Here is a 26,981-nt window from a genome sequence, read left to right as displayed (position 1 = left end):
CCGGCGGCGTGGAGACGACGGTGAGTTACGCGCGACTGGTCCGGCCCGCGATTCGACCGGGTGTACGTGGGCGCCCGGTGGGGAGCCCGCGCCCGGATGGAGGCGTTCTACGCCGAGCGCGGCTGCACACTCGGCGCGGAGAACAGCTTCTTCTCCGGCGTGCTGGCCCGGCCGATGCCCGCCGAGGCGCTGGCCGACGGCCTGATCTACACCTCCGGAAGCATGAACGAGGAGCTGGAGCAGGGCGTCGTGGTCCGGGACGCCGACGGCGCCTGGCACCTCACCGACCTCGGCCGCGAGCTGACGCTGTTCGCCCAGCGGGCCACCGGTGAGGCCGCCGAGGAACTGTGGACCATGCTGCCCGGCGTGCTGCCCGGTCTGCGCATCGTGCCCCGCCTCGCCGACCTGGTCGGCCGGGTGCTGACGCACGCGCAGGCCACCGGCGGGCCGGTGTTCCGGGCGATGTCCCCGCCGTACGAGCCGGAGGGCGCCTCCCCGGCGCTGCTGCTGGTCACCCGGCTGGGCTCGCTGCGCCACCACCGCGCCGACGCGCACCGGGCCGCGTGGCGGGCCACCGGGCTGACCGCCGAGGGGATCCGGGCGCTGCCGGACGGCCCGGAGCGCGCGGCGATCGAGGCGGACACCGACCGCCGCGACGAGCCTGCGTACGCGGCGCTCACCGAGGCCGAGCGGTGGGAACTGCTGGCCGGCCTCGCCGCCCTGCCCGACTAGCGCTCGTCCTTTCCCCGCCCTCGGGTGGAACGCCATGACCCGTTTGACACCCATGACGTGCCACTCACCGCTGGGTGGGGTCCTCCTCGGCCGGTGCGGTGCCGTCGATGGGCAGGCCGAACTCCGCTGGTGAGTTCTCGTCGGTGCCGTCCAGGTCCGCGTGCGGGTCCTCCGGGGTGACGTCGTCGGGGTCGGCGCCTCCGGCGTGCAGCTCGGACAGTTCAACCGGATCAGTCATGCCGTCCTGGTACCCGCCGCACGCCGCCCGAACCCGCCCGTCCGTCAGGGCTGGACGAAACGCTCCCCCCGCTACGGGCGGAACGGTGGGGTCACTCGCCGGGGCGGTCCGAGGAACCAGAGCCGCCGGGCGTTCCCTCGGTGTCGAACTCGGGACTGTCCTGGGAGGAGATCGCGGTGGAGACGAGGCTGGAAGCGACCGGCTGAACGGGGATCACGTCCTCCGACGTACGCAACCGGGGCGGCGCGGGCATCCACGGCTTGAGGTTCTGGATGATCTGCTCGTAGAAGTCGTCGACGGCGTGCAGCACGGAGTCGATAAAGGCGCCCCGACCACTGCCACGCTTGGTTCCCGCAGCCGTGCTCTGGGCGATACGGAATGCTCGCAGCTCGCGCGAGGGGTCGGTGATGAGCGTCGTGGGCTCGGCGCGTACCTGGCGGAGGAGATCGGTGGCGCCACCTCCTCGGGCGTGCATGGCGAATGCCTCGATCCGGACCGTGTCCGGCGCGTCCTTCAGTTGACGGACCAGCCAGTTCACCCGGGTGGTCGGCCGGCCCGACCGGGGAGCGTCGACATCGACGTGGCAGACGATCTGCCCGGCCCGCAGATCGGCCGTCACGTGCAGGTGCCCGACCGCGCCCGGAATCCGGATGCTGCCGCTCAGGGTGCCGGCGCTGGCGAGTTGGTTGGCGAGCGACTGGGTGCGCGCCGCCGGATCGGCGAGGTCGCGGCGGCTCAGCGCGGGAGTCACGTCGGTGCCCAACTGTCGGCCGAGCCGGAGGCACGCGTAACGGATCAAGGCGTCGAAGCGCCCGGCGACCTGCGCCGCGGCACTGTCGCCGGCCCGCAATGTCCCGGCCGACACCCCGTCCCGCACCTGCACCCAGGCCGGCCCCATGTCGCTGAACTCGAGAGCGCCCGAACGCGGGTGTTCGAGGTATCGGATCAGCTCGCCCAGAACCCATGCCTGATCCGGGTCTGCGACGCCGCGGTATTCCTTCTGGATCACGGCCTGGGTCAGGATCTCCGTCCAGGGCAGGTGATACAGGGCGACCTTGCGCAGTTTCCGGCGATCGACTGTCGTCGGATGCTGACCCGGAACGGGAGCGATCTCGTTCGAGATCGTGATGAGGGCGTCGAATCCCTGCTCCCGCGCAATGTCCAGGTAGGCCTCCAACTGCTCGGATCGCAGCGGGTTACTGCCGGTCTTCACCTCCACGAGCGCGGTCCACTGGCGTTGCCCCCTCGTGACGCGGATGAGGCCGTCCGGAAAGAGTTGCTGGTTTCCGATTTTGAACGGAACCTCGATGAAGGTCTGCACGACTCCGGCCGGCGCGCCGACGGACTGGGTCAGGACACGCCCGAACTCCCGGACCGCGCTCATCACCGCCAGCAGGGCGGAGGTCGCCCGGCGTTCCTGCTCCTCGGCGCCGTTGATACCCGAAGTAGGAATCAGACGTGCCGCGAGCCAGGTTTCCTCAGACATAAGTGACTCCTCGTGAATGCGGTGGTACGAGAAGTTACTCGCGAGCCCGGTCGAAAAGCGGCGCGACCATTGGCGCGTACGAACGAAAAGAGTTGGCCGGTCGGATGTCGAGCGATCCATCCCGGCCGAAAGCGAATGCCGGACGGATACGCGGTCTCATCAGTTCGGCTTTCGTCGGCTTCTCAGTCCGATACCTGACTGCGAATGGCACGGGCCGGGTCAAGGGCTCGGGCGGTGTCGCTCCAGGCCGTCGAAGAGCAGGCCGAGGGTGAACTCGAACTCGGTCTGGCTGTCGCACCACCCGAGCGTCGGATCCGCCGCGTCGTGCGTCTCGGCGGCGACCATGGCGGCCAGGTGCGGCAACCGCTCGGCCAGCGCCACCATCTCGGCCTCCGCCGCGTCGGCCTCCCCGCCCGCGTCCGGCCGGAACACCTCCTGCGCGAAGCCGAGCGCCAGGCTGCCGAAGGCGTGCAGCGCCCGGTGGGCGATCCGGTACGAGAAGCCGCCCTCGACGAGCGTGGCGAGGATGCCGTCGTAGTAGGCGTACACCCCGGCGGGGACGGTCGGGCGGGAGCTGAGCAGCGCCGGGGCCCACGGGTGCCGCAGCATGACCGCACGCGCGGCGAGGAAGCGCAGCCGCAGCCGGGTACGCCAGTCACCGCCGGGCGCGTCTGCCTCGGCCCGTTCGGCGGCTGCGGTGATCTCGGCGGCGACGGCGTCCACGAGGCCGTCGAGCAGTCCGGCCTTGCCGGGCAGGTGGTGGTAGAGCGACATGGCCTCGACGCCGAGTTCGGCGGCGAGCCGGCGCATCGTGAGCGCCGCCATCCCCTCGGCGTCGACCAGGGCGATCGCGCTGGCCAGGGCCCGCTCGCGGCTGAGCGGCTCCCGAGGCTTCCTCGCTCCCATCCGGCTTCCCATCTCCCTTGACCTTACAACGTATGGTTGGCCTTACGACGTAAGGCGACCCCGGCCACGGCACGTCGATCACCCCCGAAGGAGCCGCCATGCACCAGCTGATCCGTACCGCCCGGGTGACCGGGCTGTTCTACCTCGGGCTCGCCGTCACCGGCGCCCTGGGGTTCCTCACCGTCCGTCCCATGCTCTTCGACGCCGACGACGCGGGCACGACGCTCGCCAACCTGGTGGCCCACGAGTCGCTGGCCCGCCTCGGCATCGCCCTCGAACTACTGGTCGTCCTCACCCAGACGCTCACCGCGGTCTGGTTCCACCGCCTGTTCCGTACCGTCGACGGCACCGCCGCGGGCAGCATCGCCGCCTTCGGGCTCGTCAACGCCGTCGCGATCCTCGGCAGCGCCGCCGTCCTCGCGACGGCCTTGCAGGTCGCGACCGGCGGGCCGGGCGACGCCGACACCGTCCAGCTGCTCTACCTGGTCAGCGGGAACCTGTGGGAGGTGGGCGGGCTCTTCTTCGGCCTCTGGCTGGTGCCGATGGGCTGGTGCGTGCTCCGGTCGGGCTGGCTGCCCCGGCCGCTGGGCTGGGTCCTCGTCGCCGGTGGTGTCGGCTACGTGCTCATGACGTTCGTCGCGTACCTCGCCCCCGGCGCCGGCGCCGCCGGCGACCTGCTGGTAATCCCCGCCACTGTGGGCGAGGTCTGGATCCTCGGCTACCTGATCATCTTCGGCGTGCGCAGGCGGGCACTCGAAGGGACCGAAGCCTAGGCCGGGCTCGCGGCGAGGGCGACACCCCGGGCGTACCGGATGGCGGCCGGGGTGTCCGCGAACACCAGGCCCTCGCGGCGCAGCTCGTCGGCGACGCCGAGCGTGCTGAGCACCTGGTCGTGGCCCGGGGTGATGCCGGAGAGCAGCACCGTGATCCCCCGGCCGCGCAGCCGGGCGATGGCGTCGCCGAGCACCTGGGCACCGGTCGCATCGATGGTGGAGACGCGGGACATGCGCAGGATCACCACCCGCACGTCGGCCACCTCGGCCAGTTCCAGCAGGAACGTGTGCGCGGCGGCGAAGAACAGCGGCCCGTCCAGCCGGTACGCCACGATGTGCTCGGCGAGCAGCGCGTGTTCCTCGTCGCTGTGCTCGCCGGTGTCCAGCGGCACCTGTTCCAGCTTGGCACTGCGGGCCACCGCGCGCAGCGCCAGGACGACCGCGACCGCGAGCCCGACGACCACTGCTGTCACCAGGTCCCAGATCACCGTGACGGCGAACGTCAGCACCAGCACCACCGCGTCGGCGCGGGTGGCCCGCATCAGCGCGAGCAGGGAGGCCGCCTCCACCATCCGTACCGTGGTGGCGAGCAGCACCCCGGCCAGGGCGGCCAGCGGGATACGGCCGACCAGCGGGGCGGCGGCGAGCACGATCGCGGCGAGGGCCACTGCGTGGGTGAGCGCCGCGAGCTTCGAGGACGCCCCGGCGCGGACGTTGACCGCGGTACGGGCGATGGCGGCGGTCGCCGGGATGCCGCCGAAGACCGGGGAGGCGAGGTTGGCCAGGCCCTGGCCGAACAGTTCCCGGTCCGGGTCGTGCCGCTCGCCGACCGTCATGCCGTCCGCCACAGTGGCGGAGAGCAGGCTCTCCAGGGCGGCGAGCGCGGCCACGGCAAGGGCGCTCGGCAGCAGTACGCCCAGCGCGCCGAGGTCCACGAAGTCCAGCGACGGCGCGGGCAGCCCCTGCGGCAGCTCACCGATCCGGGCCAGGTCGATCGGGGCCAGCTCGGCGAGCAGCGTCGCGGCGGCCACCCCGACCAGGGAGAACGGCACGGCGGGCCGCCACCGGCCGCCGAGCAGCATCAGCGCCGCCACGCCGAGCGCCACAGCGATCGCGGCGGGCCGAGGGTGCGCGGCGAACCGGGCGACCGCGTCGGCAGCCACCGCCCACACCTTCTCGCCGTGCGCGGCGGTGACGCCGAGCGCGGCCGGCACCTGTTGCAGCGCGATGACCACGGCGATGCCAGCGGTGAAGCCCTCGATCACCGGGGCCGGCAGGTAGCGGACGTACCGGCCGAGGCGGGCCACTGCGAGCGCGATCAGGATCAGCCCGGCCAGCGCGCCGACCATCAGCACGCCACCGGCGCCGAACTGCTGCACCACGGGCACCAGCACGACTGTCATGGCTCCGGTGGGACCGGAGACCTGGAGGTTGGAGCCGCCGAAGATCGCCGCGACGGCGCCGGCGACGACGGCGGTGACCAGGCCGGCCTGCGCGCCGAGCCCGGAGGTGACGCCGAAGGCGAGCGCCAGGGGCAGCGCCACCACCGCGACGGTGAGCCCGGCGAGCAGGTCGCGCCGGGGTGAGCGGCGCGCATTCTGCCAGTCGGCCCGGCCGGGCAGCAGCCCGGCGAACAGCCGGCCCGCCCGGCGTACGGCGTCACCGGCGCGAAGGGCAGCCGCGCTCACCGGTCCGTCCCGGAGGCCCGCAGCTCGTCCAGCAGGGCGTCCCGGTCGGTGAGGACCGCGCCGAGGATGCGCCGTCCGGCGGCGAGCAGGTCGGCCACGTCGGGGGTGCTGAGCGCGTACATGACCAGCGGGCCGTCCCGGTACGAGGTGACCATGCCGGCCCGGCGCAGCACGGCGAGCTGCTGGGAGAGGTTCGACGCCTCCACGTCGACGGCGGCGAGCAGGTCGCGGACCGGTTTCGGCCCGTCCTGGAGCAGTTCGAGCACCCGGATGCGCACGGGGTGCCCGAGGGTGCGGAACAGCTCCGCCTTGGCCTGGTACAGCGGCACCGACATGACTCACCTCTCCGACGACTCTGAAGACTTTAGCACTTGCAGAAATCTTCAAATCGATGGAGATGCGGGTATGGCCCCTCAGACGAGGTCGTTGACGCAGCGCAGCACCGGGCGGCGGGTGAGCGCGTCGGCGTCGAGCGGGCCGGGCGCGTGCACGGTGAACGTCGCGCTCTCCCCCGGCAGCAGCGTCACCAGCGCCCGGTCCACCTGCGCGGCCGGATCGAGGCGATCAGGGAACAGCGTCAGGTCGCGCAGCACGGTCCGGGCGGTCACCCGGACCCGCCGACCGCCGTCGACCGGCTCGACAGTCGCGTCCCACTGCGCCGCCGGCCACCGCACGTCGCGGTCCTCGGCGAAGAACCACAGCGCGCGCTCCGCGGTGTCCCCGGCGTCCGCGACGAGCAGTTCCGCGCGGCCGTCGTCCGGCCGCGCCAGCTCCGCCGGCAGCGCCAGCACCACCGAGGAGTACGCGGGGACGTCGAGGTCGACCGAGGTCTTCGCCCTCGGCTCCCCGGTGAGCGCCAGCCGGGTGACGGTGGCCGGCCCGCTCCACGCCCGGGCGGTCTCGTTCACCGCCACCAGAGCCAGCCCGCCGTCGCGCGGCTGCACCGTCAGCAGCCGGTCGGCGTAGGCGCGGCGCAGCGCGTACCAGAGGGGTTTGCGGCGGCCGTCGCCGTCGATCGCCGACCAGGACGTGACCGGCCAGCAGTCGTTCAGCTGCCACACGACGGTGCCGGTGCAGACCGGCCGGTGCGAGCGGAAGTGCTCCACCCCGAGCTGGATGGCGCGGGCCTGGTTGAGCTGGGTGAGGTAGTGCCAGTCGTCGAAGTCGGCGGGCGGCGGCAGGTGGGCGTCGAGCCCGCGCCGGAGCTTGCCGTCCCCGTCCGCAGCCTTCTGGTGGTGTGCCATGCCCGGCGAGTCGTGCGTGAGCGGGTCGTCGGAGAGGGCCCGGCGCAGCGTCGCGTACGCGGGCGGCGCCTGGTAGCCGAACTCGGCCACGAAGCGTGGAACGTAGTCCCGGTAGCGCGTGTAGTCGTCGGTGTTCCACACGTCCCAGATGTGCGTGGTGCCGTGCGCCGGATCGTTGGGGTGGACGTCCTCGCTGCCGGACCAGGGGCTCCCCGGCCAGTACGGGACGGTCGGGTCCAGCTCCCCGACGATCGCGGGGAGCAGGTCCAGGTAGTAGCCGCGTCCCCAGGTGCGTCCGGCCAGGGGCTCCTGCCAGTCCCAGTCGTGCCAGCCCCAGATGTTCTCGTTGTTGCCGGTCCAGAGCACCAGCGACGGGTGCCCGGCGAGACGGGTCACCTGCTCCCGCGCCTCCGCCTCGACCTCGGTGCGGAACGGCTCCTCCTCCGGGTACGCGGCGCAGGCGAACAGGAAGTCCTGCTGCACCAGCAACCCCGTCTCGTCGGCGAGGTCGTAGAAGTCGTCCGACTCGTACCGGCCGCCGCCCCAGACGCGCAGCAGGTTGACGTTCGCGCCGGCCGCCTGGCCGAACCGCTCCGCGAGGCGCTCCCGGGTGACCCGGTTGGGGAACGCGTCGTCGGGGATCCAGTTGACGCCTTTGACGAACACCGGCACGTCATTGACGTGCAGCGTGAACGGGGTGCCGTGGGCGTCGGGCGTGGTGTCCAGCCGGACCGAACGGAACCCGATCCGGCGGGCGGCGGCGTCCAGCTCCCGGCCGTCGGCGCCGTGCAGGGTGACGTCGAGGTCGTACCGGGGCTGGTCGCCGTACCCGATCGGCCACCACAGCGCGGGGTCCGCGACGGTGAGCGTCACGACGGCGGTCCGCTCCCCCGCCGGTACGGCGACGTCGGCGGTGACGCCGGCGACGGCGGCGCGGACGGTCAGCGGCTCGTCGCCGGCCCGCTCGACCTGCACGTGCAGCTCGACCCGGCCGACGTCGTCGGCCACCGTGACAATCGGCCGGACCGACGCGAGCCGGGCGGTGGACCAGGCGTGCAGGCCGATGTCGCGCCAGATGCCGGCGGTGACGAGCGTCGGCCCCCAGTCCCAGCCGAAGTTGCAGGCGGTCTTGCGGATGAAGTGGAACGGCTCCGGGTACGCGTTGGGCCGGTCACCGAGCCGGTCCCGGTGCGCCTCGGCGTACCGGTACGGGGAGTCGAAGCGTACGGCGAGGGTGTTGCCGTCCGGGCGCAGCAGCGCGCGGACGTCGAAGCGGTACGAGCGGTGCTGGTTCTCGGTGCGGCCGACCTCGACGCCGTTGAGCGTGACGGTGGCGACCGTGTCGAGGCCGGCGCAGACCAGGTCGACCCGCTCGTCGTCACCGGGCTGCCCGGCGAACGTGGTCTCGTAGACCCAGTCGGTGCGGCCGATCCAGGTGAGGCGGTTCTCGTTGTCGTCCAGGTACGGGTCGGGGATGAGGCCGGCCGCGAGCAGATCGGTGTGGACGCAACCGGGGACCGACGCCGGCACCGCCGTCCCGGCGATCTCCGGCGGCACCGCCGGCCCGGGCTCGGCCCGTAGCGTCCACCCCTCGTGCAGCAGCGTTCGACGGCTCACGACTTCACCGCGCCTTCCATGATTCCGCGGACGATCTGACGTCCACCGATGAACAGCATGACCAGCAGGGGAACGGTGGCGATGAACGCGCCCGCGAGCACCCGCCGGTAGATCACGTAGTTGCCGCTGGCCAGGTCGGAGACCGCCACCATCGACGTCGGGTAGTCGGTGCCGCTGAGCGTGATCAGCGGCCACTGGAAGTCGTTCCAGGTGGCCACGAACGTGAGCAGGCCCAGCACCGCCAGGGCCGGGCGGATGGCCGGGAGCACGATGGTCGCGTACACCCGCATGGTCGTGGCGCCGTCGACCCGGGCCGACTCGATCAGCTCGTCCGGGACGGTGTTCACGATGAACTGCCGCATGTAGAACACGCCGAACGCGGTGACCAGGCCGGGCGCGATGACGGCGAGCAGTGTGCCGTTCCAGCCGAGCTCGCCCATCACGATGTAGAGCGCGACGATGCCGAGCTGGTTGGGCACGGTGAGCGTGAGCACCACGAACAGCATGAGCGCGCGGCTGCCCTTGAAGCGCAGCTTGGCGAAGGCGAAGCCGGCCAGCGAGCAGAAGAACAGCACCGAGGCGGTCACCACCACCGAGACGATGACGCTGTTGACCAGTGATGCGGCGAAGTAGACGTCCTGGAGGGAGAAGACCTCGTCGACGTTGGTGAGGAAGCGGTCGCCGGGGATCACCGCCGGTGGCAGCTTCGCCAGCGCCTCGTCGTCGCTGGTGGCGATGACGAACATCCAGTAGAGCGGGAACGCGGCGAACAGCATGCTCACCGCGAGGAGCAGGTAGGTCCAGAGCCCGGCCGGGGTGTCCTGTGGCGCCCGGGCCACCACGCGTCGCGTCGTCACCGGCGGCCTCCGGAGAGTCGGTTGGTCAGGAGGTAGTTGACGCCTGCGACGACCAGGATGATCAGGAACAGCGCCCAGGACATCGCGGCGGCGTACCCGAGGTTGAGGTCCTTCCAGCCGACCTTGTAGATGAGCTGGGCGATGGTCTGCCACTCGCCGTCCGGCCCGCCGGTCGCGGCCTGGGCGTTCGGGTCGAACAGCATCGGCTCGGTGAACAGCTGCAACCCGCCGATGGTGGACAGGATGACCGTGAACAGGACCACCGGCTGGATCATCGGGACGGTGATCCGCCAGAGTTGCTTCCACGGCCCGGCGCCGTCGATCGCCGCGGCCTCGTAGACGTCGCGCGGGATGGACTGCATGGCGGCCAGGTAGAGCAGCGCGTTGTAGCCGATCCACTTCCAGTTGACCATGGTGGCGATGGCGATCCAGGCGTGCAGCTTGTCCGCCCGCCAGTCGATCGGGTCGTCCGGGCCGCCGATGCCGAGCAGGCCGAGCGCCCAGTTCGCCATGCCGAAGTCGCGGGAGAAGAAGACGCTGAACACCATCGTCGAGGCCACGATCGGTGTCACGTACGGCAGCAGCACGCCCACCCGCCACCACGTCTGCGCCCGCAGCTTGCGGTTGAGCAGCGACGCGACGAGCAGCGCGAGCAGCAGTTGCGGCACGGTGGAGAGCAGGAAGATGCCGAACGTGTTGTAGAGGGCGTTCCAGAAGTCCTCGTCGGCGAACAGGCGGCTGAAGTTCTCGGCGCCGGCCCAGTACGGCAGCGTCGGGTCGTCCAGCCGGTAGTTGCGCAGCGACACGACCGCGTTGAACAGCAGCGGGAACAGCCCGAACACGAGGAAGAGCAGGAAGAACGGCGCGATCATCAGGTACGGCATGTACCGCATGTCGAAGCGGTACAGCCGGTCGCGCCAGGTCATCCGCCGGTCGCCGGCGCCGGTACGGCCGCGCTTGCGCGCGGGTGGGCGGCCGGGCGGCGCGGGCGCGGCACGGGTGCTGGACATCGGTTCACTCCAGGGCCGGGAGATCGGACGGTGACGGGGCGGACCGGGCCGCCCCGTCACCGCTGACACGTCAGGACTTGGCGGCCTTCTCGGCCTCCTTGACCGCCTCGGACCAGGCGGCGTCGGACTTGAGCGACTTGTTCTCCACCCGCCGGATCACGTTCTCCACCGCCACCCGGGTCGGGCCGTTCTTCCGGCCCAGGTACTGCGGGGTGAGGCCCTGCGCCATCTTCGGGAAGATCTGGCCGACCGGGGCGTCGTTGAAGAACGGGTTCTTGAAGTCGGCGATCGCCGGGTCGGTGTAGAGCGCCGGCTGCGACGGCAGGTTGCCGACCTTCTTGAAGATCTCGATCTGCTGCTCCGGCGCGACCAGCCAGGTCAGCAGCTTGTACGCCTCGTCGACGTTCTTGCCCTGCTTCGGCAGCGTCAGGAAGGAGCCACCCCAGTTGCCGCCGCCACCCGGTACCGCGGCGATGTCCCACTTGCCCTCGGTGCCCGGCGCGGTGTCCTTGATGTGGCCGAGCATCCAGGCCGGGCAGGCGAGCACCGCGAACGCGCCGCTCGTGAAGCCCTTGTCCCAGTCGGCCTGGAAGCTGACCAGGTTGGCCGACAGCCCGGCGCCCACGGCCTTTACCGTGTAGTCGAACGCCACCTTCGGGCCCTGCTCCATCCGGAGCTGGTCCTGCTCGTCGTAGAAGCCGACCGGCTGCTGGCCGAGGATCGGGTTGAACAGGTTGGTGCCCGCGTCGATGAACTTCTTCTTCGTCGTGGCGGTGTACTGCTGGCCGACCTCGATGAACTTGTCCCACGTGGGCCAGAGCGCTGACACCTGGTCGCGTTCGGTGGGCAGGCCGGCGGCCTTGAACAGGTCGGTGCGGTAGCACATCGCCAGTCCGCCGACGTCGGTGCCGAGGCCGATCTGCGTCTTGCCGTCGGCCGACAGCGACTGCTTCCACTTCCAGGGCAGGTACTTGCTCTCGTACGAGCCGGCGCCCTTGTCGAGCAGGTTGACGAACTTGTCGGACTGGCTGCGGAACTGGACCATGAAGCCCTCGTCGATCGCCGCGATGTCCGGCGCCCCGTTGCCGGCGACGAGCTTCTTCTGCAGGTCCTCGTGCTGGGCGTTGTACTCGCCCGAGTTGAGCTGGATCTTGACGTTCGGGTGTTCGGCCTCGTACTTGGCCTTCAGATCCTGGAGCCCGAAGTCGCCCCAGAAGTTGATTTTCAGCGTGACCTGACCACCGGCCGAGTCCGAGCCGCCGGTGGTGCTCCTGCCGCTACAGGCGGCGATCATGACCAGGCTGACGGCACCGACGGCGGCCACGCGCGCCAGGTGCGTCCAGGACCGTTTCATGTCATCCTCCGCGCCGAATGGGAACGCTCCCGATATCGAGGAACGTTGACTGAACCGGATAAGTGAGGCCACCGTACGGTTCACCTTCAGGGCTGTCAACGGGCGGTTACCGATGTGCCCGTCCGGTAACCTCGCCGCCGCTCACGACTGCCGTTCACGGCCGTCCAGGGCGGGTGCCGGGCGATCGGCGCTCTAAGCTGAACCGCACAAGCGACGGCCGCCGGAACCCGTCCACCGCCACCCGCCGGTGGCACCCGGGACCGGCGCGGCGTGCAGTAGCGTCACCAGACGCCGGTGACCCGGCGACCGAGAACGCCCGCGAGGGCCGGACACAGTGGAGGAACGCTTCGGTGAAGCGGCCGACCATCGCCGACGTCGCCCGGCGCGCCGGGGTCTCCAAGGGCGCGGTGTCGTACGCGCTCAACGGCCAGCCCGGTGTCTCCGAGGCGACCCGGCAGCGGATCCTCGCCATCGCCGCCGAGATCGGGTTCCGTCCGAGCAGCGCCGCCCGCGCACTGTCCGGCGCCACCGCCAAGGCGGTCGGGCTGGCGCTGTGCCGCCCCGCCCGGATACTCGGCATCGAGCCGTTCTTCATGGAACTGATCAGCGGCGTCGAGGCCGAACTGTCGGCCCGCTCGTACGCGCTCACGCTCCAGGTGGTCAGCGACCAGGAGGCCGAGATCGCCGTCTACCGGCGGTGGTGGGCCGAACGCCGGGTGGACGGTGTGCTCGTCTGCGACCTGCGCACCGACGACCGGCGGGTGCCGGCACTGGAGGAACTGCAACTGCCGGCGGTGGTGATCGGCGGACCCGGGCACACCGGCGGCCTGGCGAGCGTCTGGGCCGACGACGCGGCGGCCCTCGTCGAGACGGTGGAGTACCTGGTCGCGCTCGGCCACCGGCGCATCGCCCGGGTCGGCGGGCTGCCCACGCTGCTGCACACCGAGATCCGCACCGAGGCGTTCACCGGCGTGTGCCGGCGGCTCGGGCTGGACGAGGCGACCACCGTCTGGTCTGACTACACCGGTGAGGAGGGCGCGCGCGCCACCCGCCGGCTGCTCAGCTCCGCGGGCCGCCCCACCGCGGTGATCTACGACAACGACGTGATGGCGATCGCCGGGCTCTCGGTGGCCCAGGAGATGGGCCTCACCGTGCCCGGCGACCTGTCCATCGTGGCCTGGGACGACTCGCCGCTCTGCCAGCTGGTGCACCCGCCGCTCACCGCGCTGGGCAGGGACATCCCGGCGTACGGCGCGCACGCCGCCCGGCAGCTCCTGGCCGTGATCGCGGGCGAGCCGGCAGCTGTCGTGCAGGACGAGACGGCGCACCTGACGCCGCGCGGCAGCACCGCCCCACCTCGTACGACGACCCGCTGAACCGGTTCAGCTCACCGGGCGGTGGACGGATACTCCTCGAACCACGCCTCGACCCGCTCGGCGGTCGCCGGCCGGGCCAGCGCGAAGCCCTGGCCGTACCGGCAGCCGGCCCGCCGCGCGCCGGCCACCTGCCCCTCCGACTCCAGCTCCTCGACCACCAGCTCCACGCCGAGCCGGTCGGCCAGGTTCGCCACCACGTCGATCAGCGGGCGCTGACCGTCCCCACCCGGGCCGACCAGGTGCGGACCCACCTTGAGCAGGTCGATCGGCAGCCGGCGGAGCTGCGCGAGCGAGGCGTGCTCGGCTCGGAAGTCGTCGAGCGCGATCCGTACACCGATCGACCGCAGGCCGGCCAGCCGGGCCACCACTGTGGACAGCTCCAGTCCCACCACCGGCTCGGCCACCTCCACCACCAGCCGTTCCGGTGCCACGTCGTACGCGGCCAGTGCAGTAGCGGTACGCGCCACGAAGTCCGGCGCGGCCAGCTCGCGCGGCGTCACGTTCACCGCCATCCACAGCTCGCGACCGCCCTCCGACCACGCGGCGAGCTGGCGGCAGGCCCGGTCCAGCACCCACCGCCCGATCTCGCCGGTCAGGTCCAGGTCGGCCGCCACCGGCAGCAGCTCCGCCGGGAGCACGGTGCCCAGCGCCGGGCTGCGCCATCGCAGCAACGCCTCCGTACCCACCGGCATCCGATCGGCGAGCGCCACCACCGGTTGGTAGACCAGGTCCAGCTCACCGCGCGCCACCGCGCCGGGCAGCTCCCGCTCCAGATCCAGGCGGCGGACCAGCTGCTCCTCCAGGTAGGCGTCGTACCACTCGACCCGGTCCCGGCCGAGCTGCACCGCCCGGCGGCGGGCCAGGTCCGCCTGGCGCAGCACGTCCTCCGGATCGCCGCCGCTGGTCTCGGCCAGCCCGACGCTCACCCCGAGCCGGGCGACGCCTCCGGGCCGGGGGTACGGCTCGGCCAGCGCCGCCAGCAGCCGCAGGCCGAGCGCGTACGCGAGCACCGGCCCGAGATCGGTGAGGACGGCGTACTCGGTGTCGCCGAGCCGGGCCACCAGATCGTGCGTCTCGGAGCTTGCCCGCAGCCGGCGCGCGGCCTCGCTGAGCACCGGCCCCTCCGGCACGGCGCCACCCACCCCGTGCAGGTCGACGACGAGCAGCCCGCCGCCACTGCGTTCCGCCATCGCCCGGACCAGATCCGCGCGGGTCAGCGGCACGGGCTCCACCGGCCGGGAGTCCGGTCCGAGCCGGCGCCGCAACCACGCCTCGCGGGCCGCGAGCCGTTGCACCCGGCGGCGCTGGTCGGCGGTGGCGAGCAGCTCACCCACCATGATCGGCGGAATGACGGCCAGGCCCAGGGCCATCGCGGCGGTACTGAACTCCCCCGCCGTACCCAGGTGGATCCCGGCGGCCAGCGCGGCGATCCCGGCCGGCGCGGTGAGGCGGGGCCAGGCGGCCGGCGCCGCGTCCCGGCCCGGCCGCTCACCGCCCGAGGTACGCCGGGCGCCTGCGGCCGTGAGCAGCGCCCCGGCCACCAGGGGCGCCGCGACGAGCGGCAGCGCCCGGTCCGGCGCGCCGTAAGCCAGCAGCACCACCAGTAGCGTCAGCCCGCCGAGCGTCAGGGCGGCCCCGGCGTGGCAGCGCGCGGCGCCCGGCCGGCGGCGGCGTTCGGCGACGGCCGCTACCGCGAGCACGGCGAGCACCACCGCGCCGCCCGCCGCCACCATTCCGGCCACGGCCGGGACCGGGCCGCCCGGCAGCAGCATCCAGCCCGCGAAGACCAGGCTGACGCCGAGCGCCAGCACGTCGACGGTACGGCGCACCAGCTCCGGGCCGGACAGCCGCGATCGGCCGGGCAGGCGCAGCAGGGCCGTCACGTGCAGCGCCCCGGTGAGGCACAGCCCGGCCAGCGCGATCGGCAGCCGGTGGGCGGCGTCGCTCAGCGGCAGCACCGCGACGGTGAGCCCGGCGACCAGGACGGCGCTGTCCAGGATGGCGGCGACCCGGCGGGACAGCGCAGCCCGGCGAGCCCGTCGCCCGGTCCTCGGGCCGAGCGCCGTCGCGCCGTGCGTCACGGCGAGGTCCGGAGCTTCGCCCGTCGGCACGGGACGGCCGGTCGGCGCGCGGTGGCCGGGCGGTGCGGGACGGTCGGGCGGTGCGGGGCCGTCGGGCGGCGCGGGACCGTCGGGCGGTGTGGCGGCTCCGGCCAGCCAGGCGAGCCGGACGCAGGCGAGGGCGAAGCCTCCGGCGACGGCGAGCGCGGCGGCTGCGGGGCCGGGCAGGGCACCGGCGACGCCGGCGAGGAGGAAGGCCGTGCCGACGAGTGACACGGCGACATCGGGCAGGACTGATCGCCGACGGGGAACGGCGGGAGGGGGGACGGGCACGGCGGTCGCCTTCGTGAGGGGGCACGGGGGCGGTGCGGTTGCGGTACGCGGTACGACGTGCGGGGTCGGGGCGGTACGGGAACGCATCGGCGGGGACCGCTGCGGCCACGCCTAGAAACGATCCCGGAAGCGCCCGGTGACGTCACCGCCGCAGTGACATCCGTCACATCAACGCCCGCCACCGGCCCGGATCACGCCCAAGATCGACGCGTCGGTCCCGCGTCGGTCTCCCGCGCGAGATCTTGGAAGGAAACGGCCCGCGGAGGGGCCCAACGCTTCCAAGATCTCCAACTCGAGCGAGATCTTGGTACCGGACCGCCCCGCGAGGGGCGGAACCGCACCAAGATCGTCGGCGGGAGCGGGGAGGGACGCGGGGAGGGTGGGGACGCCCGCGGGGTGGCGGGGACTGGCCGGGTGGGATCATCGGGGGGTGAGCCGCGCCGATACCGTCCGTTTCCGTCACAACCAGGCCATCCTGGTCGCCGCGATCGTCGCCTTCATCGGGGCGCTGCCGCTGGCCTCCGCCCGCTGGTGGCTGCTCTGGGTGCTGCTCGTGCCGCTCGCCGTCGCGGTCTGGGCGTGGCGGGCCGGCACCGACGCCGATGCCCGGGAGCTGCGGCTGCGGGCGCTCGTCGGGCAGCGCCGGGTGCCGTGGAACCAGGTCGCCGAACTCGCCGGTGACCCCCGCGGCCGGGCGGTGGCCCGGCTCGACGACGGCGAAGTGGTGATGCTGCCGGCGGTACGCGCCACCGAACTGCCCCGGCTGATCGCCGTCACCGGGCAGGAGCTGCCGGACACCGGCAGCGATCATTAAGCCACCGGCGATCAGTAGCCGTCGACCACCCGGTTCGTCAGCTCCTCCCCGGCCACGTACCGGCGCAACTGCTCGCCCACCAGGCGGTACGCGCGGGGCAGCAGCCCGCGTACCGAGCCGGCGACGTGCGGGGTGAGCAACACGTTCGGCAGCTCCCACAGGGGATGGTCGGCGGGCAGCGGCTCCGGGTCGGTGACGTCCATCGCCGCGCGCAGGCGGCCCGAGGTCAGCTCGGCCACAAGCGCCGAGGTACGCGCCACCGGCCCGCGGGCGGCGTTGACGAGCAGCGCGCCGTCAGGCATCGCGGCGAGGAAGCGCTCGTCGACCATGCCCCGGGTCTGCTCGGTCAGCGGCACCAGGAGGACCACCACGTCCGCCTCGGGCAGCAGCGCGGGCAACTCGTCCACCCCGTGCACGCCCTGGTCGGGTCGCGGCGTACGGGCCACGAGCGTGAAGCTCACCTCGAACGGGGCGAGCCGGTCGCGTACCGCGGTGCCGATCGAGCCGGCGCCGACGATCAGCACCCGCTTGCCGGCCAGTTCGTCGGTGGGCGCCACCTCGTCGTACGCCCACTCGCGCCGGGCCTGCGCGCGGGCCAGCGGCGCGAATCCGCGCAGCGAGGAGAGGATCGCGGCGACCACCCATTCGGCGGTGGGTGAGTCGTGCACGCCCCGGGCGTCGCAGAGCGTCACGCCGTCGGGGATCCGCCCCACCCAGGCGTCCGCCCCGGCGGAGAGCAGTTGCACCACCTCGACGTCGGGCAGCTCGGCGAGGAGCGCCCCGGCGTCCGGGCCGGACAGGAACGGTGGCACCCAGAACCGCACCCCGGACGGGGACGACGGAAGCCGCCGCGGGTCGTCCAGCAGCTCCACGGTGACGCCGGGCGGCAGCTCGCCGAGCAGCCGGCGGCCCTCCGGGTGCGGGATCCATACCTTCACGACCGCCGACGATATCGGCCCCGGACCGGCCGGCGCGGCGTGACCCGTGACGAACACCGCGCCGGGAATGGAGTGGCGGCCCGGCGGGGTATAACCGAGAGCGGGATGCCGGTCGGGTGTTCCGCTTGCTGAGGGCGGTGGCGATGAGCGAGGACGGCCGGGGACGGGTGTCCGTGCCGATTCCGGCGCTCGCCGACCCCGACCGGTTGCGTTCACTCGACGAGACCCGGCTCGACGCCGTACCGGACGAGGCGTTCGACAGGTTCGCGCGTCTGGTCGGCGACCTGCTGGACGTGCCTGTCGCACTCGTCTCCCTGGTGGACGCCGAGCGCCAGTTCTTTCCCGGCGCGACCGGCCTGCCGGAGCCGTGGGCGGCCCGCCGGGAGACGCCGCTGAGCCACTCGTTCTGCCAGCACGTCGTCGACATCGAGATGCCGCTGGTGCTGCCCGACGCCCGTCTCTACCCGCGCGTACGCCTCAACCTGGCGATCGAGGACCTGGGCGTGGTGGCGTACGCGGGCATGCCGCTGACCGACCTGGAGGGGCGGGTGCTCGGCTCGCTCTGCGCGATCGACAGCAAGCCCCGGGCCTGGACGAAGGAGCAGCTGCGGACGCTCGCCGACCTGGCTGCCGCGTGCTCCTCGGAGCTGCGGCTGCGCATCGCGGTCCGCGGCGCCGAGCAGGCCCGCCGCCGCGCGGAGGAGGCGCACGACCGGCTCGCCATGCTGGCCGGGATGAGCGAGATGCTCGGCGGCACGCTCGACGTGGCCACCGCCGTGGACCGGCTCGGGCACGCGATGGTGCCGCTGCTCGCCGACTGGTGCCTGATCACGCTCGTCGACCCGGCGGGCCGGCCGCGCACCGTCACCGGCGTGCACCGCGACGCCGAGCGCGAGGCCGACCTGACCCGCTTCGCCGAGTTGCTGACCACCGGGCTCAGCGCGGAGTCGCAGATCCGGTCGGTGCTGCGTACCGGGCGGCCGGTGGTGCGCGCGGTGGCCGACCTGGACGACGTGGCGCGCGGGACCACGCGCCCGGAGCTGGTGCCGCTCGCCGACCGTCTCGGCATCGGCTCCCACCTGACCGTGCCGATCACCGCCGCCGGGGACCGGGTGATCGGCGCCGTCACGCTCGTCAACCGTCAGGGGCGGCGCGGTTTCGACGCCAGCGACCTGCGCACCGCGCAGGACATCGGGGTACGTGCCGGACAGGCGGTCGGCAACAGCCGCCTCTACGGGGAGCAGCGGCACGTGGCCGAGGTGCTCCAGCACAGCATGCTGCCGAGCCTGCCGGCCGTGCCCGGAATCGAGCTGGCCGCCCGCTACCTGCCGGCCGCCGACCGGGTGGAGGTGGGCGGCGACTGGTACGACGCGTTCGTCCAGCCCGACGGCGAGCTGATCGCCGCGATCGGCGACGTCGCCGGGCACGACATCGAGGCGGCGGCCACCATGGGCCAGTTGCGCAACCTGGTGCGGGGTAACGCGTACGGGCGTAACGATCCGGTGGAGGATCTGGTGGCCCACCTCGACCAGGCCATGGGCGGGCTGCGGGTGCCCACCGTCGCGACCGCCGTGCTGGCCCGGGTCCGTCCGGCCGCCGGCGGGCTGACGGTCTTCTGGTGCAACGCGGGGCATCCACCGCCGTTGCTGGTCCGCGCCGACGGCACGGTCTCGGTGGCCGACGGCCGCGGGCCGCTGCTCGGGCTGGCCCGGCCGCCCCGGCGTACCGGCCGGACGCTGACCCTGGCCCTCGGCGACACGCTGCTGCTGCACACCGACGGGTTGATCGAGCGCCGGGACCAGCCGATCGACGAGGGACAGGCCGAGCTGCTCGCCCACCTCGAGGCCGGCGGGCCGGGCGTACCGCTGGACCTGCTCTGCGACCGGCTGCTCGCCGCCGCGCACCGGCGCGAGGACGACGTCGCCCTGCTCGCGCTGCGGGCCGGCTGACCGGTACTCCTCCGAACGGCCGGACGCGGGCAGGGGTGCGCGCGACGTGCCCGGTTCGCCGGTCCGCCCGGCTAGGCTGGGCCGGGTGAGCCCGCGTCTTGCGTACCCCCGTGTCAGCCGCCTCCGGACGGCGCTGGCGGCGTCCTGCGCGGCGTTGCTCCTGGGCGCCGCCGGCTGCTCCCTCGGCGAGCCCGAGCCGGACCCGGCCGGCGCACCGCCCAACCTGCCCACACCGTCCGGCACCGCGAGTCCCGGCGGGGCCGGTCAGCAGGTTGTCGCCACCGTGCTGGCCAAGGGGCTGGAGGTGCCGTGGGGCATCGCGTTCCTGCCCGACGGCGGGGCGCTGGTCACCGAGCGGGACAAGGGACGGATCCTCCAGGTCGGCCCGGAGTCCGGCCCGGACGGGCTGGCCGTCCGGCCGGTCCAGACCGTGCCGGACGTGGCCGCCGGCGGCGAGGGCGGCCTGCTGGGCATCGCGGTCTCCCCCGCGTACGCCAAGGACCGCACGGTCTTCGTCTACTACACGGCCGAGGACGACAACCGGATCGCGAAGATGCAGCTCGGGCAGGCGCCGAAGCCGATCCTGACCGGCATCCCGAAGTCCGGCACGCACAACGGCGGCGGGCTCGGCTTCGGCCCGGACGGCCACCTCTACGCGAGCACCGGCGACGCCGGGCGCACCGAGAACGCCCAGGACGCCAAGAGCCTCGGCGGCAAGATCCTCCGGATCACGCCGGACGGCAAGCCTGCGCCGGGCAACCCCACCGCCGGATCGCCGGTCTGGTCGACGGGCCACCGCAACGTCCAGGGCTTCGCCTGGACGCCGGACAAGAAGATGTACGCGGTGGAGTTCGGCCAGAACACCTGGGACGAGATCAACCAGATCAACAAGGGCGGGAACTACGGCTGGCCCCGGGTCGAGGGGCGCGGCGACGACAAGCGCTACGTGAACCCGATCACACAGTGGCCCACCGGTGACGCCTCCTGTTCCGGCCTGGCGGCGGCGGACCGTCTGCTCGTCGCCGCCTGCCTGCGCGGCCAGCGACTCTGGCTGGTGGAGCTGGCCGGCAACGGCACAGTCCTCGGTCAGCCGCGCGACCTGCTCAACGGCCGGTACGGTCGGCTACGGGCCGTCGCGGCGGCGCCGGACGGCTCGCTCTGGGTGAGCACGTCGAACCGGGACGGGCGGGGTACGCCCACCGCCGAGGACGACCGCCTCCTGCGGCTCGTCTTCGCCGACGGGGGCGCCGGCCGGAGCTGATCCGGCCCACCGGGTTTGTCAAGATCGCGCAAGGGGCAGGTCAGAATCTCAGCATGGACGGCCACGAGAACGAACAGCACCGCACCGGGGACGAGACGTCTCCGGAGCGCGGGCGTGCCCGCCGCCTGACGGCGTGGCGGCCCGGTCACCGGCTGCGCCGGCTGGGTGTCGTGCTGGCTCTGCTCGCGGTCACGCTCGGCGGCATCGTGATCGGCACGTACGCGGGCGGCCACGTCGGCACCGACATCGGCCCGTTCCGGGCCGAACTGAAGCTCAGCCCGTCGCTGTCCGGCGGCACCACCGTCGACATCCCGCCGCTGGGCGCGCTGCTGCTGGACAGCCACGACGGCCCGGCGTACCTCACAGTCGAGGTGGGCTCGCTGGATCAGGGGCGCACCGAGGCGCTCATCGACGACCCGGCCAGCATCAGCCGGGCCAGCCAGTCGGCCGTCCAGGACGTCCGCGACGGCGTGATGCGGCTCGGGCTGCGTACGCTCGCCTCGGTCGTGCTCGCAACGCTGCTGCTGGCCGCGCTCGTCTTCCGGGACGTCCGGCGTACCGCCTGGGCCGGCGGCCTGGCGCTGGTCGTGACCGCCGGCAGCCTCGGGATGGCCGCGAGCACGCTGCGCCCGCAGGCGATCGAGGAGCCGCGGTACGAGGGCCTGCTGGTCAACGCGCCGGCGATCGTCGGTGACGCGCGGCGGATCGCGAACGACTACACCAAGTACGCCGAGCAGCTTCAACGGCTGGTCGGCAACGTCAGCAAGCTCTACACCACGGTCTCCGCCCTGCCCGTGGTGCAGCCGTCGCCCGGCACCACACGGGTGCTGCACGTGTCGGACATCCACCTCAACCCGACCGGCTGGCAGCTGATCCGTACCGTGGTCGAGCAGTTCGGCATCGACGTGGTGGTCGACACCGGCGACATGACCGACTGGGGCAGCGAGCCGGAAGCCTCGTTCGTCGGGTCGATCGGCCTGCTCAAGAAGCCGTACGTGTTCATCCGCGGCAACCACGACTCGCCACGCACCGCCGCCGCGGTGGCGCAGCAGCCGAACGCGATCGTGCTGAACAACTCGGTCACCACAGTGGGTGGGCTGACCATCGCGGGCATCGGCGACCCCCGCTTCACCCCCGACAAGGAGACCTCACCGGCCGGCAGCGGCCTCACCTCGGCCGTCGCCGACCAGGTGATCGGCGCCGGCGAACAGCTCGCCGCCACGATCGACAAGTCGCCGCGCAAGGTCGACATCGCGCTCATCCACGACCCCGCCTCGGCCGGCCCGCTCTCCGGCGACTGCCCGCTCGTGCTCTCCGGGCACACCCACTCCCGGCAGGTGTCGAAGCTGCCGCAGGTGGAGGGCAAGCAGCCGACCACGCTGATGGTGCAGGGCTCCACCGGTGGGGCCGGGCTTCGCGGCCTGGAGGGCGAGAAGCCGACTCCGCTGACCATGACTGTGCTCTACTTCGACCAGCAGAAGCTGCTCCAGGCGTACGACGAGATCACTGTGGGCGGCACCGGGCAGTCGCAGGTCAACCTGGAGCGGCACGTCATCCGCGACCCGGCGAAGGGCGACCAGGTGCCGGTCACCCCGACCCCGACCCGCGGCCCGTCGGAGTCGCCGTCGCCGGGCACGACCACGCTGAGCCCCACCCCCACGAGCTGACCGCCCCGCTTTCTCGCCTTTCTCGCGGTCAGCCCGGCGCCCTACCGCACTGACACCCGGTCACTCGGCGTCACGAATCCCGTCCGGCACCGGTATGCCCCGCCCGCCGACTTTGCTCTGCACCCATCGGCGCAGCAGGCACCGAGAGTCACCGCCTGGGTGGGTGCAGAGCGGCGGGTGTTCCGCGCCATCGCAGCTCAGGGCGGTGATGCGGATATGGCTGCAGAGCAAAGGGGCCGAGAGGCGATCCCCCGGGTCGCCAGAGGCGGTTACTCTCCGCAGCCGTCCCGGCCGTCACGTTCCGTGAGGAATACCGTCCACCGCGCCACCCGAATCAGCCAGGACGCGGCCCGCCGTGCCGGAGTCGATCCGGGAGAGCCAGGAGAGCCGGCAGAACCCGGTCGCAGGACGCACCGGGCCGAGTGCCAAGGGCGGGCCGGATCGCCCGAGAGAGCCGGAAGACCGGCGAGCCGAGAGGCTGAGGCCCACCCGGAGGCCGGACCTCACCGCGAGGACCCGGGGCCGCCGCACGGAGGCCGGACCTCCACCGCGAGGGCCCGGGGCCGCCCGGATGTCCGGCCGGCCCCGTGGCGGCGTGCGGTCAACGCAACGGACGCGCGCCTCAGCGCAGCGCGATCGCGGCCAGCGCGGCGTTGACGATGCTGCCGGGCAGCAGGTCGTGCAGCTCGTACAGCTCCCGGACACTGCCGGACTGGCCGAACTCGTCCACCCCGAGCGGCACCGCCGGAGCGCCGACCGCCGAGCCGAGCCAGGCCATCGCGTGCGAGGCCGCGTCGTGCACGGTGACCACCGGCACCCGGTCGGCGAACGCCGACCGCAGCGCGCCCGGCACGCTCGGCACGGTCGCGGTCCGCACACCCTGGCGCAGCGTCCGCTGCCACGCGCGGTAGAGGCGGTCCAGGCTGGTCACGTCGACCACGTGCGCGGCCACGCCCTCCTCCGCCAGCTCCGCGGCGGCCGCGAGCACCTCCGGCAGAACCGCGCCGGAGGCGGCGAGCTGCACGACCGGGGCGTCAGCCAGATCGGGGTACGCCTGGTGCGCGTCGACGAGCCGGTACGCGCCGGCCACCACCTGCCGCCGCAGCACGGCGTCCCCGAGCCGTGCCCGGGCCGCCTCGAACGGCGCCTGGTCGATCGGCCGGGTGCTGAGCCGGAAGTAGTAGGCCCCGTCCTCGGCCGGCGCGGCTGTCGCGGCCGGAGCGGAGCCGCCGGCGATCTGCCCGAGCGCGTCGCAGAGCAGCCAGTCGAGGCTGCCGGCGTACGCGGGCTCCAGGAACGTCACCCCCGGCAGCTCCAGGCCGACCGACGCGGTGATGGTGGACTGGTGCGCGCCGCCCTCCGGAGCCAGCGTGATGCCGGACGGGGTGCCTGCCACCACGAACCGGGAACCGGAGTACGTGCCGTACAGGAACGCGTCGAGACCGCGCAGCACGAACGGGTCGTAGACGGTGCCCACCGGCAGCAGCGGCTGGCCGGACAGGTCCCACGACAGGCCGAGCTGGCCGAGAAGCAGGAACAGGTTCATCTCCGAGATGCCCAGCTCGATGTGCTGCCCGGCGGGGCTCTCGGTCCAGCGCAGCATCCGGTCCTCGGTCCAGGAACGCTGCTCGGTCGGTGCGAAGACGCCCGTCTTGTTGATGAACCCGGCCAGGTTGGTCGAGGTGGCCACGTCCGGCGCGGTCGTCACCAGGTAGGGCGCAACCTGCGGATCACGGGCCAGGTCGACCAGCACCCGGCCGAAGACCTCCTGGGTGGAGACGGGCTTGTTCGCGCGTACCCTCGTGGTCTCCGGAACGGTGACGCCCAGCGCCCGCTCGCGCGGCGGGCGGGACAGCACCTCCCGGCGCTCGCCGGCCCGGATGCCGGCCGGGGACGCCGGGTCGAGGCGGTCCCACTCGGTCTCCGGGGTCAGGCCCTGCGCGGCGCGCAACGTGTCGACCTGCTCGGTGGTGAGCAGCGCCGAGTGGTTGCGCGGGTTGCCGGCGATCGGCAGGCCCCAGCCCTTGACCGTGTACGCGAAGACGACGCTGGGCCGATCGGTGACGGCGTCGCACTGGGCGTAGGCGTCGAGCATGGCCTGCGCGTCGTGCCCGCCCAGGTCGGTGACGAGCGGGCCCAGCTCGTCGTCGCCGATGTCGGCGACGAACGCGGCCACCTCGGCCGGCGCGCCATCCAGGAACTGCTTGCGCAGCGCCGGCCCGGCCAGCCCGAACAGCGACTGGTACTGCTCGTTGGGCATCCGGTCGATCCAGTCGCGCAGCGCCGCGCCGCCGGGCCGGGCGTACGCCTCGGCCAGCTTGCGGCCGTACTTGACCTCCACGACGTGCCAGCCGGCGGCCTCGAACTGGCCGCGCCACTGGTTGATCCGGATGCCGGGTACGACCCGGTCCAGCGACTGGCGGTTGAAGTCGACGAGCCACATCACGTTGCCGAGCCCGGTGGTTGCCGGGTCGGCGACCGCCTCCCAGATGTTGCCCTCGTCCAGCTCGGCGTCACCGATGATGGCGACGAACCGGGAGTGCGGGCGCGCGCCGAAGTGCGCGTCGACGTAGCGGCGGGTGACGGCGGCGAACAGCGGCGCGGCGGCGCCCAGGCCGACCGAGCCGGTGGAGAAGTCCACCTCGTCCGGGTCCTTGGTGCGTGACGGGTACGACTGGAGACCACCGCGCGCCCGCAGCTTCGGCAGGTACGACTTGTCGAGGTTGCCGAGCAGGTACTGGATCGCGTGGAACACCGGCGAGGCGTGCGGCTTCACCGCCACCCGGTCCTCGGCGTCCAGGTGGTGGAACCAGAGCGCTGTCATCGCGGTCACAAGGGAGGCGCTTGACGCCTGGTGGCCGCCGACCTTCACCCCGTCACCGGTGTCGCGGTCGTGGTTGGCCGCGTCGACGATGCGGGTGGCGAGCCAGAGCACCCGGCGCTGGATCTCGTCGAGGACGTCGAGGTCGTGCTGGTTCACGGTGACTCCATCCGGGCGTCGCCGTTGACGCCCTGTCCGGGGAGGGGGTGGCGAGGCGTTAGGAAGGGCCCCTTCCCATGCACCAGGCGTTAAGAAGGGGCCCTTCCTTACAACACGTCAGGCGCCGAGGCGCGCCAGGATCAGCTCGCGGACGGTCTTCGCGTCCGCCTGGCCGCGGGTGGTCTTCATGACCGCGCCGACCAGCGCGCCGGCCGCCGCGACCTTGCCGCTACGGATCTTGTCGGCGACGTCCGGGTTGGCGGCTATCGCCTCGTCCACGGCGGCGGTGAGCGCGCCGGTGTCCGAGACGACCTCCAGATTGCGGTTGGTCATGATCTCGGTCGGCGAGCCCTCGCCGGCCACCACGCCCTCCAGCACGGTACGGGCCAGCTTGTCGTTGAGCTTGCCGGCGTCGACCAGTCCCTGGAGCTCGGCGACCTGGGCCGGGGTGGCACCGACGTCGGCCAGCTCCACGCCGGTCTCGTTGGCGCGGCGGGACAGCTCGCCCAGCCACCACTTGCGGGCCGCGGCCGGGGTGGCGCCGGCGGCCACCGTCGCCTCGATCAGCTCGACCGCGCCGGCGTTGACCACCGACTGCATGTCGAGGTCGGACAGGCCCCAGTCCTGCTGGATCCGCTTGCGGCGCAGCCGCGGCAGCTCCGGCAGGGCGGCCTTCAGCTCGGCCACCCACGCGGTGTCCGGGGCGAGCGGCACCAGGTCCGGCTCCGGGAAGTACCGGTAGTCGGTGGCGGTCTCCTTGGACCGGCCCGACGTGGTGTCGCCGGTGTCCTCGTGGAAGTGCCGGGTCTCCTGCGTGATCCGGCCGCCGGCCTCCAGCACCGACGCCTGGCGCAGCATCTCCGAGCGCACCGCCCGCTCGACCGAACGCAGCGAGTTGACGTTCTTGGTCTCGGTGCGGGTGCCCCACTCCTCGCCCGGCCGGTTCAGCGACGTGTTGACGTCGCAGCGCAGCGAGCCCTCCTCCATCCGCACGTCGGAGACGCCGAGCGAGCGGATCACGTCACGCAGCTCGGTGACGTACGCGCGGGCGACCTCGGGCGCGAGCGCGCCGGTGCCCGGGATGGGCTTGGTGACGATCTCGACGAGCGGGATGCCGGCCCGGTTGTAGTCGACGAGCGACTCGGTGGCGCCGTGGATGCGACCGGTGGCGCCGCCGACGTGCAGCGTCTTGCCGGTGTCCTCCTCCAGGTGCACCCGCTCGATGCCGATGCGCACCGGCTCGCCGTTGACCTCGACGTCCAGGTAGCCGTCGAAGCACAGCGGCTCGTCGTACTGGCTGATCTGGAAGTTCTTCGGCATGTCCGGGTAGAAGTAGTTCTTCCGTGCGAACCGGCACCACTCGGCGATCGAGCAGTTCAACGCCAGCCCGATCCGGATGGTCGCCTCGATGGCGGCCTTGTTCGCCACCGGCAGCGAGCCGGGCAGGCCGAGGCAGACCGGGCAGACCCGGGTGTTCGGCTCGCCGCCGAAGTCGGTCGGGCAGCCGCACCACATCTTGGTGTTCGTGCCCAGCTCGACGTGGGTCTCCAGGCCGATCACCGGTTCGAAGCGCGCGACGACCTCGTCGTACGCGGGCAGTGTCGTCGTCATCTGAGCTCCAGGCGCGATCCGGACAGAACCGTTCCAGCCTAATCGGCTGGCCCGGCCACCCCGATGCCGGGCTTCGAGATCACCGCA

At 72.8% G+C, this 26,981-nt stretch carries 20 protein-coding genes; 7 read left to right on the top strand and 13 right to left on the bottom strand.

Translation table 11 applies throughout. The features are described from left to right. Positions 1-96 precede the first annotated feature (96 nt). Positions 97-732, top strand: coding sequence for a hypothetical protein (locus tag ML5_RS07755; RefSeq protein WP_236619377.1), 636 nt, complete (start codon positions 97-99; stop codon positions 730-732). Positions 733-796: 64 nt separating this feature from the next. Here the strand turns inward: ML5_RS07755 and ML5_RS32295 are convergent, their stop codons facing one another. From ML5_RS32295 to ML5_RS07745, 3 genes are all read right to left on the bottom strand, one after another. After that, positions 797-970, bottom strand: coding sequence for a hypothetical protein (locus ML5_RS32295; RefSeq protein ID WP_013284489.1), 174 nt, complete (start codon positions 968-970; stop codon positions 797-799). A 91-nt stretch (positions 971-1,061) separates the two neighbouring features. Beyond that, positions 1,062-2,456: a hypothetical protein gene (locus ML5_RS07750; protein WP_013284488.1), complete on the bottom strand. Its 1,395-nt coding sequence runs from the start codon at positions 2,454-2,456 to the stop codon at positions 1,062-1,064. A 219-nt stretch (positions 2,457-2,675) separates the two neighbouring features. Continuing rightward, positions 2,676-3,374 (bottom strand): TetR/AcrR family transcriptional regulator C-terminal domain-containing protein, encoded by a 699-nt coding sequence (locus ML5_RS07745; protein ID WP_013474317.1) that lies wholly within the window; start codon positions 3,372-3,374, stop codon positions 2,676-2,678. Positions 3,375-3,460: 86 nt separating this feature from the next. Here ML5_RS07745 and ML5_RS07740 point away from each other — a divergent pair, with 86 nt between their 5' ends. Next, positions 3,461-4,135, top strand: coding sequence for a DUF4386 domain-containing protein (locus ML5_RS07740; RefSeq protein ID WP_013284486.1), 675 nt, complete (start codon positions 3,461-3,463; stop codon positions 4,133-4,135). Here the strand turns inward: ML5_RS07740 and ML5_RS07735 are convergent. From ML5_RS07735 to ML5_RS07710, 6 genes are all read right to left on the bottom strand, one after another. Continuing rightward, positions 4,132-5,823, bottom strand: coding sequence for a SulP family inorganic anion transporter (locus ML5_RS07735; protein WP_013474316.1), 1,692 nt, complete (start codon positions 5,821-5,823; stop codon positions 4,132-4,134). The two genes, ML5_RS07740 and ML5_RS07735, sit on opposite strands and share 4 nt — an antisense overlap. After that, positions 5,820-6,158, bottom strand: coding sequence for a helix-turn-helix transcriptional regulator (locus ML5_RS07730; RefSeq protein WP_013474315.1), 339 nt, complete (start codon positions 6,156-6,158; stop codon positions 5,820-5,822). Before ML5_RS07730 ends, ML5_RS07735 begins: the two co-directional genes overlap by 4 nt. Positions 6,159-6,236: 78 nt before the next feature. Then, positions 6,237-8,684 carry a glycoside hydrolase family 2 protein gene (locus ML5_RS07725; protein ID WP_013474314.1) on the bottom strand — a complete coding sequence of 816 codons (2,448 nt, stop codon included), beginning with the start codon at positions 8,682-8,684 and terminating at the stop codon, positions 6,237-6,239. After that, entirely contained in the window at positions 8,681-9,541 is an 861-nt protein-coding gene (locus ML5_RS07720; RefSeq protein WP_013474313.1) for a carbohydrate ABC transporter permease, read from the bottom strand. Before ML5_RS07720 ends, ML5_RS07725 begins: the two co-directional genes overlap by 4 nt. After that, the gene (locus ML5_RS07715; protein ID WP_013284481.1) at positions 9,538-10,551 is read right to left on the bottom strand and encodes a carbohydrate ABC transporter permease; all 1,014 of its coding nucleotides are present in this window, start codon (positions 10,549-10,551) and stop codon (positions 9,538-9,540) included. The genes ML5_RS07720 and ML5_RS07715 overlap by 4 nt, the downstream gene beginning before the upstream one ends. Positions 10,552-10,621: 70 nt before the next feature. After that, positions 10,622-11,905 (bottom strand): ABC transporter substrate-binding protein, encoded by a 1,284-nt coding sequence (locus tag ML5_RS07710; protein WP_013284480.1) that lies wholly within the window; start codon positions 11,903-11,905, stop codon positions 10,622-10,624. A gap of 350 nt (positions 11,906-12,255) precedes the next feature. Here ML5_RS07710 and ML5_RS07705 point away from each other — a divergent pair, with 350 nt between their 5' ends. Beyond that, a complete protein-coding gene (locus tag ML5_RS07705) occupies positions 12,256-13,281 on the top strand; it encodes a LacI family DNA-binding transcriptional regulator (protein WP_013474312.1) in 1,026 nt (341 codons plus the stop codon). A gap of 11 nt (positions 13,282-13,292) precedes the next feature. Here the strand turns inward: ML5_RS07705 and ML5_RS07700 are convergent, their stop codons facing one another. Further along, positions 13,293-15,617 (bottom strand): EAL domain-containing protein, encoded by a 2,325-nt coding sequence (locus tag ML5_RS07700; RefSeq protein ID WP_013474311.1) that lies wholly within the window; start codon positions 15,615-15,617, stop codon positions 13,293-13,295. Between the two features lie 487 nt (positions 15,618-16,104). On the opposite strand from ML5_RS07700, the gene ML5_RS07695 reads away from it, so the two are divergent. Further along, positions 16,105-16,488: a PH domain-containing protein gene (locus ML5_RS07695; RefSeq protein WP_030270122.1), complete on the top strand. Its 384-nt coding sequence runs from the start codon at positions 16,105-16,107 to the stop codon at positions 16,486-16,488. A gap of 11 nt (positions 16,489-16,499) precedes the next feature. Here the strand turns inward: ML5_RS07695 and ML5_RS07690 are convergent, their stop codons facing one another. Continuing rightward, positions 16,500-17,426 carry a 2-hydroxyacid dehydrogenase gene (locus tag ML5_RS07690; RefSeq protein WP_013284476.1) on the bottom strand — a complete coding sequence of 309 codons (927 nt, stop codon included), beginning with the start codon at positions 17,424-17,426 and terminating at the stop codon, positions 16,500-16,502. A 143-nt stretch (positions 17,427-17,569) separates the two neighbouring features. Between ML5_RS07690 and ML5_RS07685 the strand changes: the two genes are divergently transcribed. From ML5_RS07685 to ML5_RS07675, 3 genes are all read left to right on the top strand, one after another. Continuing rightward, on the top strand, positions 17,570-19,375 hold the full coding sequence (locus ML5_RS07685) for a SpoIIE family protein phosphatase (RefSeq protein WP_013474308.1): 1,806 nt from the start codon (positions 17,570-17,572) through the stop codon (positions 19,373-19,375). Positions 19,376-19,460: 85 nt separating this feature from the next. Beyond that, positions 19,461-20,636 (top strand): sorbosone dehydrogenase family protein, encoded by a 1,176-nt coding sequence (locus tag ML5_RS07680; RefSeq protein WP_013474307.1) that lies wholly within the window; start codon positions 19,461-19,463, stop codon positions 20,634-20,636. Between the two features lie 53 nt (positions 20,637-20,689). Further along, positions 20,690-22,303: a metallophosphoesterase gene (locus ML5_RS07675; RefSeq protein WP_013474306.1), complete on the top strand. Its 1,614-nt coding sequence runs from the start codon at positions 20,690-20,692 to the stop codon at positions 22,301-22,303. Between the two features lie 622 nt (positions 22,304-22,925). Here the strand turns inward: ML5_RS07675 and ML5_RS07670 are convergent. Then, positions 22,926-25,283, bottom strand: coding sequence for a pyruvate dehydrogenase E1 (locus ML5_RS07670; RefSeq protein WP_013474305.1), 2,358 nt, complete (start codon positions 25,281-25,283; stop codon positions 22,926-22,928). Positions 25,284-25,400: 117 nt separating this feature from the next. Then, a complete protein-coding gene (gatB, locus tag ML5_RS07665; RefSeq protein WP_013474304.1) occupies positions 25,401-26,894 on the bottom strand; it encodes an Asp-tRNA(Asn)/Glu-tRNA(Gln) amidotransferase subunit GatB in 1,494 nt (497 codons plus the stop codon). Between the last annotated feature and the right edge of the window lie 87 nt (positions 26,895-26,981).

This window comes from Micromonospora sp. L5 (genome assembly GCF_000177655.2).
Classification (GTDB): Bacteria; Actinomycetota; Actinomycetes; order Mycobacteriales; family Micromonosporaceae; genus Micromonospora; species Micromonospora aurantiaca.
This window is presented reverse-complemented; position numbering and strand designations above follow the sequence as displayed.

What these genes read in the sequence shown, in the direction of transcription:
- ML5_RS07755 (WP_236619377.1), top strand. Translation starts at nt 97, where the DNA reads ATGGAGGCGTTCTACGCCGAGCGCGGCTGCACACTCGGCGCGGAGAAC.
- ML5_RS32295 (WP_013284489.1), bottom strand. Translation starts at nt 970, where the DNA reads ATGACTGATCCGGTTGAACTGTCCGAGCTGCACGCCGGAGGCGCCGAC.
- ML5_RS07750 (WP_013284488.1), bottom strand. Translation starts at nt 2,456, where the DNA reads ATGTCTGAGGAAACCTGGCTCGCGGCACGTCTGATTCCTACTTCGGGT.
- ML5_RS07745 (WP_013474317.1), bottom strand. Translation starts at nt 3,374, where the DNA reads ATGGGAAGCCGGATGGGAGCGAGGAAGCCTCGGGAGCCGCTCAGCCGC.
- ML5_RS07740 (WP_013284486.1), top strand. Translation starts at nt 3,461, where the DNA reads ATGCACCAGCTGATCCGTACCGCCCGGGTGACCGGGCTGTTCTACCTC.
- ML5_RS07730 (WP_013474315.1), bottom strand. Translation starts at nt 6,158, where the DNA reads ATGTCGGTGCCGCTGTACCAGGCCAAGGCGGAGCTGTTCCGCACCCTC.
- ML5_RS07715 (WP_013284481.1), bottom strand. Translation starts at nt 10,551, where the DNA reads ATGTCCAGCACCCGTGCCGCGCCCGCGCCGCCCGGCCGCCCACCCGCG.
- ML5_RS07710 (WP_013284480.1), bottom strand. Translation starts at nt 11,905, where the DNA reads ATGAAACGGTCCTGGACGCACCTGGCGCGCGTGGCCGCCGTCGGTGCC.
- ML5_RS07685 (WP_013474308.1), top strand. Translation starts at nt 17,570, where the DNA reads ATGAGCGAGGACGGCCGGGGACGGGTGTCCGTGCCGATTCCGGCGCTC.
- ML5_RS07675 (WP_013474306.1), top strand. Translation starts at nt 20,690, where the DNA reads ATGGACGGCCACGAGAACGAACAGCACCGCACCGGGGACGAGACGTCT.
- gatB (WP_013474304.1), bottom strand. Translation starts at nt 26,894, where the DNA reads ATGACGACGACACTGCCCGCGTACGACGAGGTCGTCGCGCGCTTCGAA.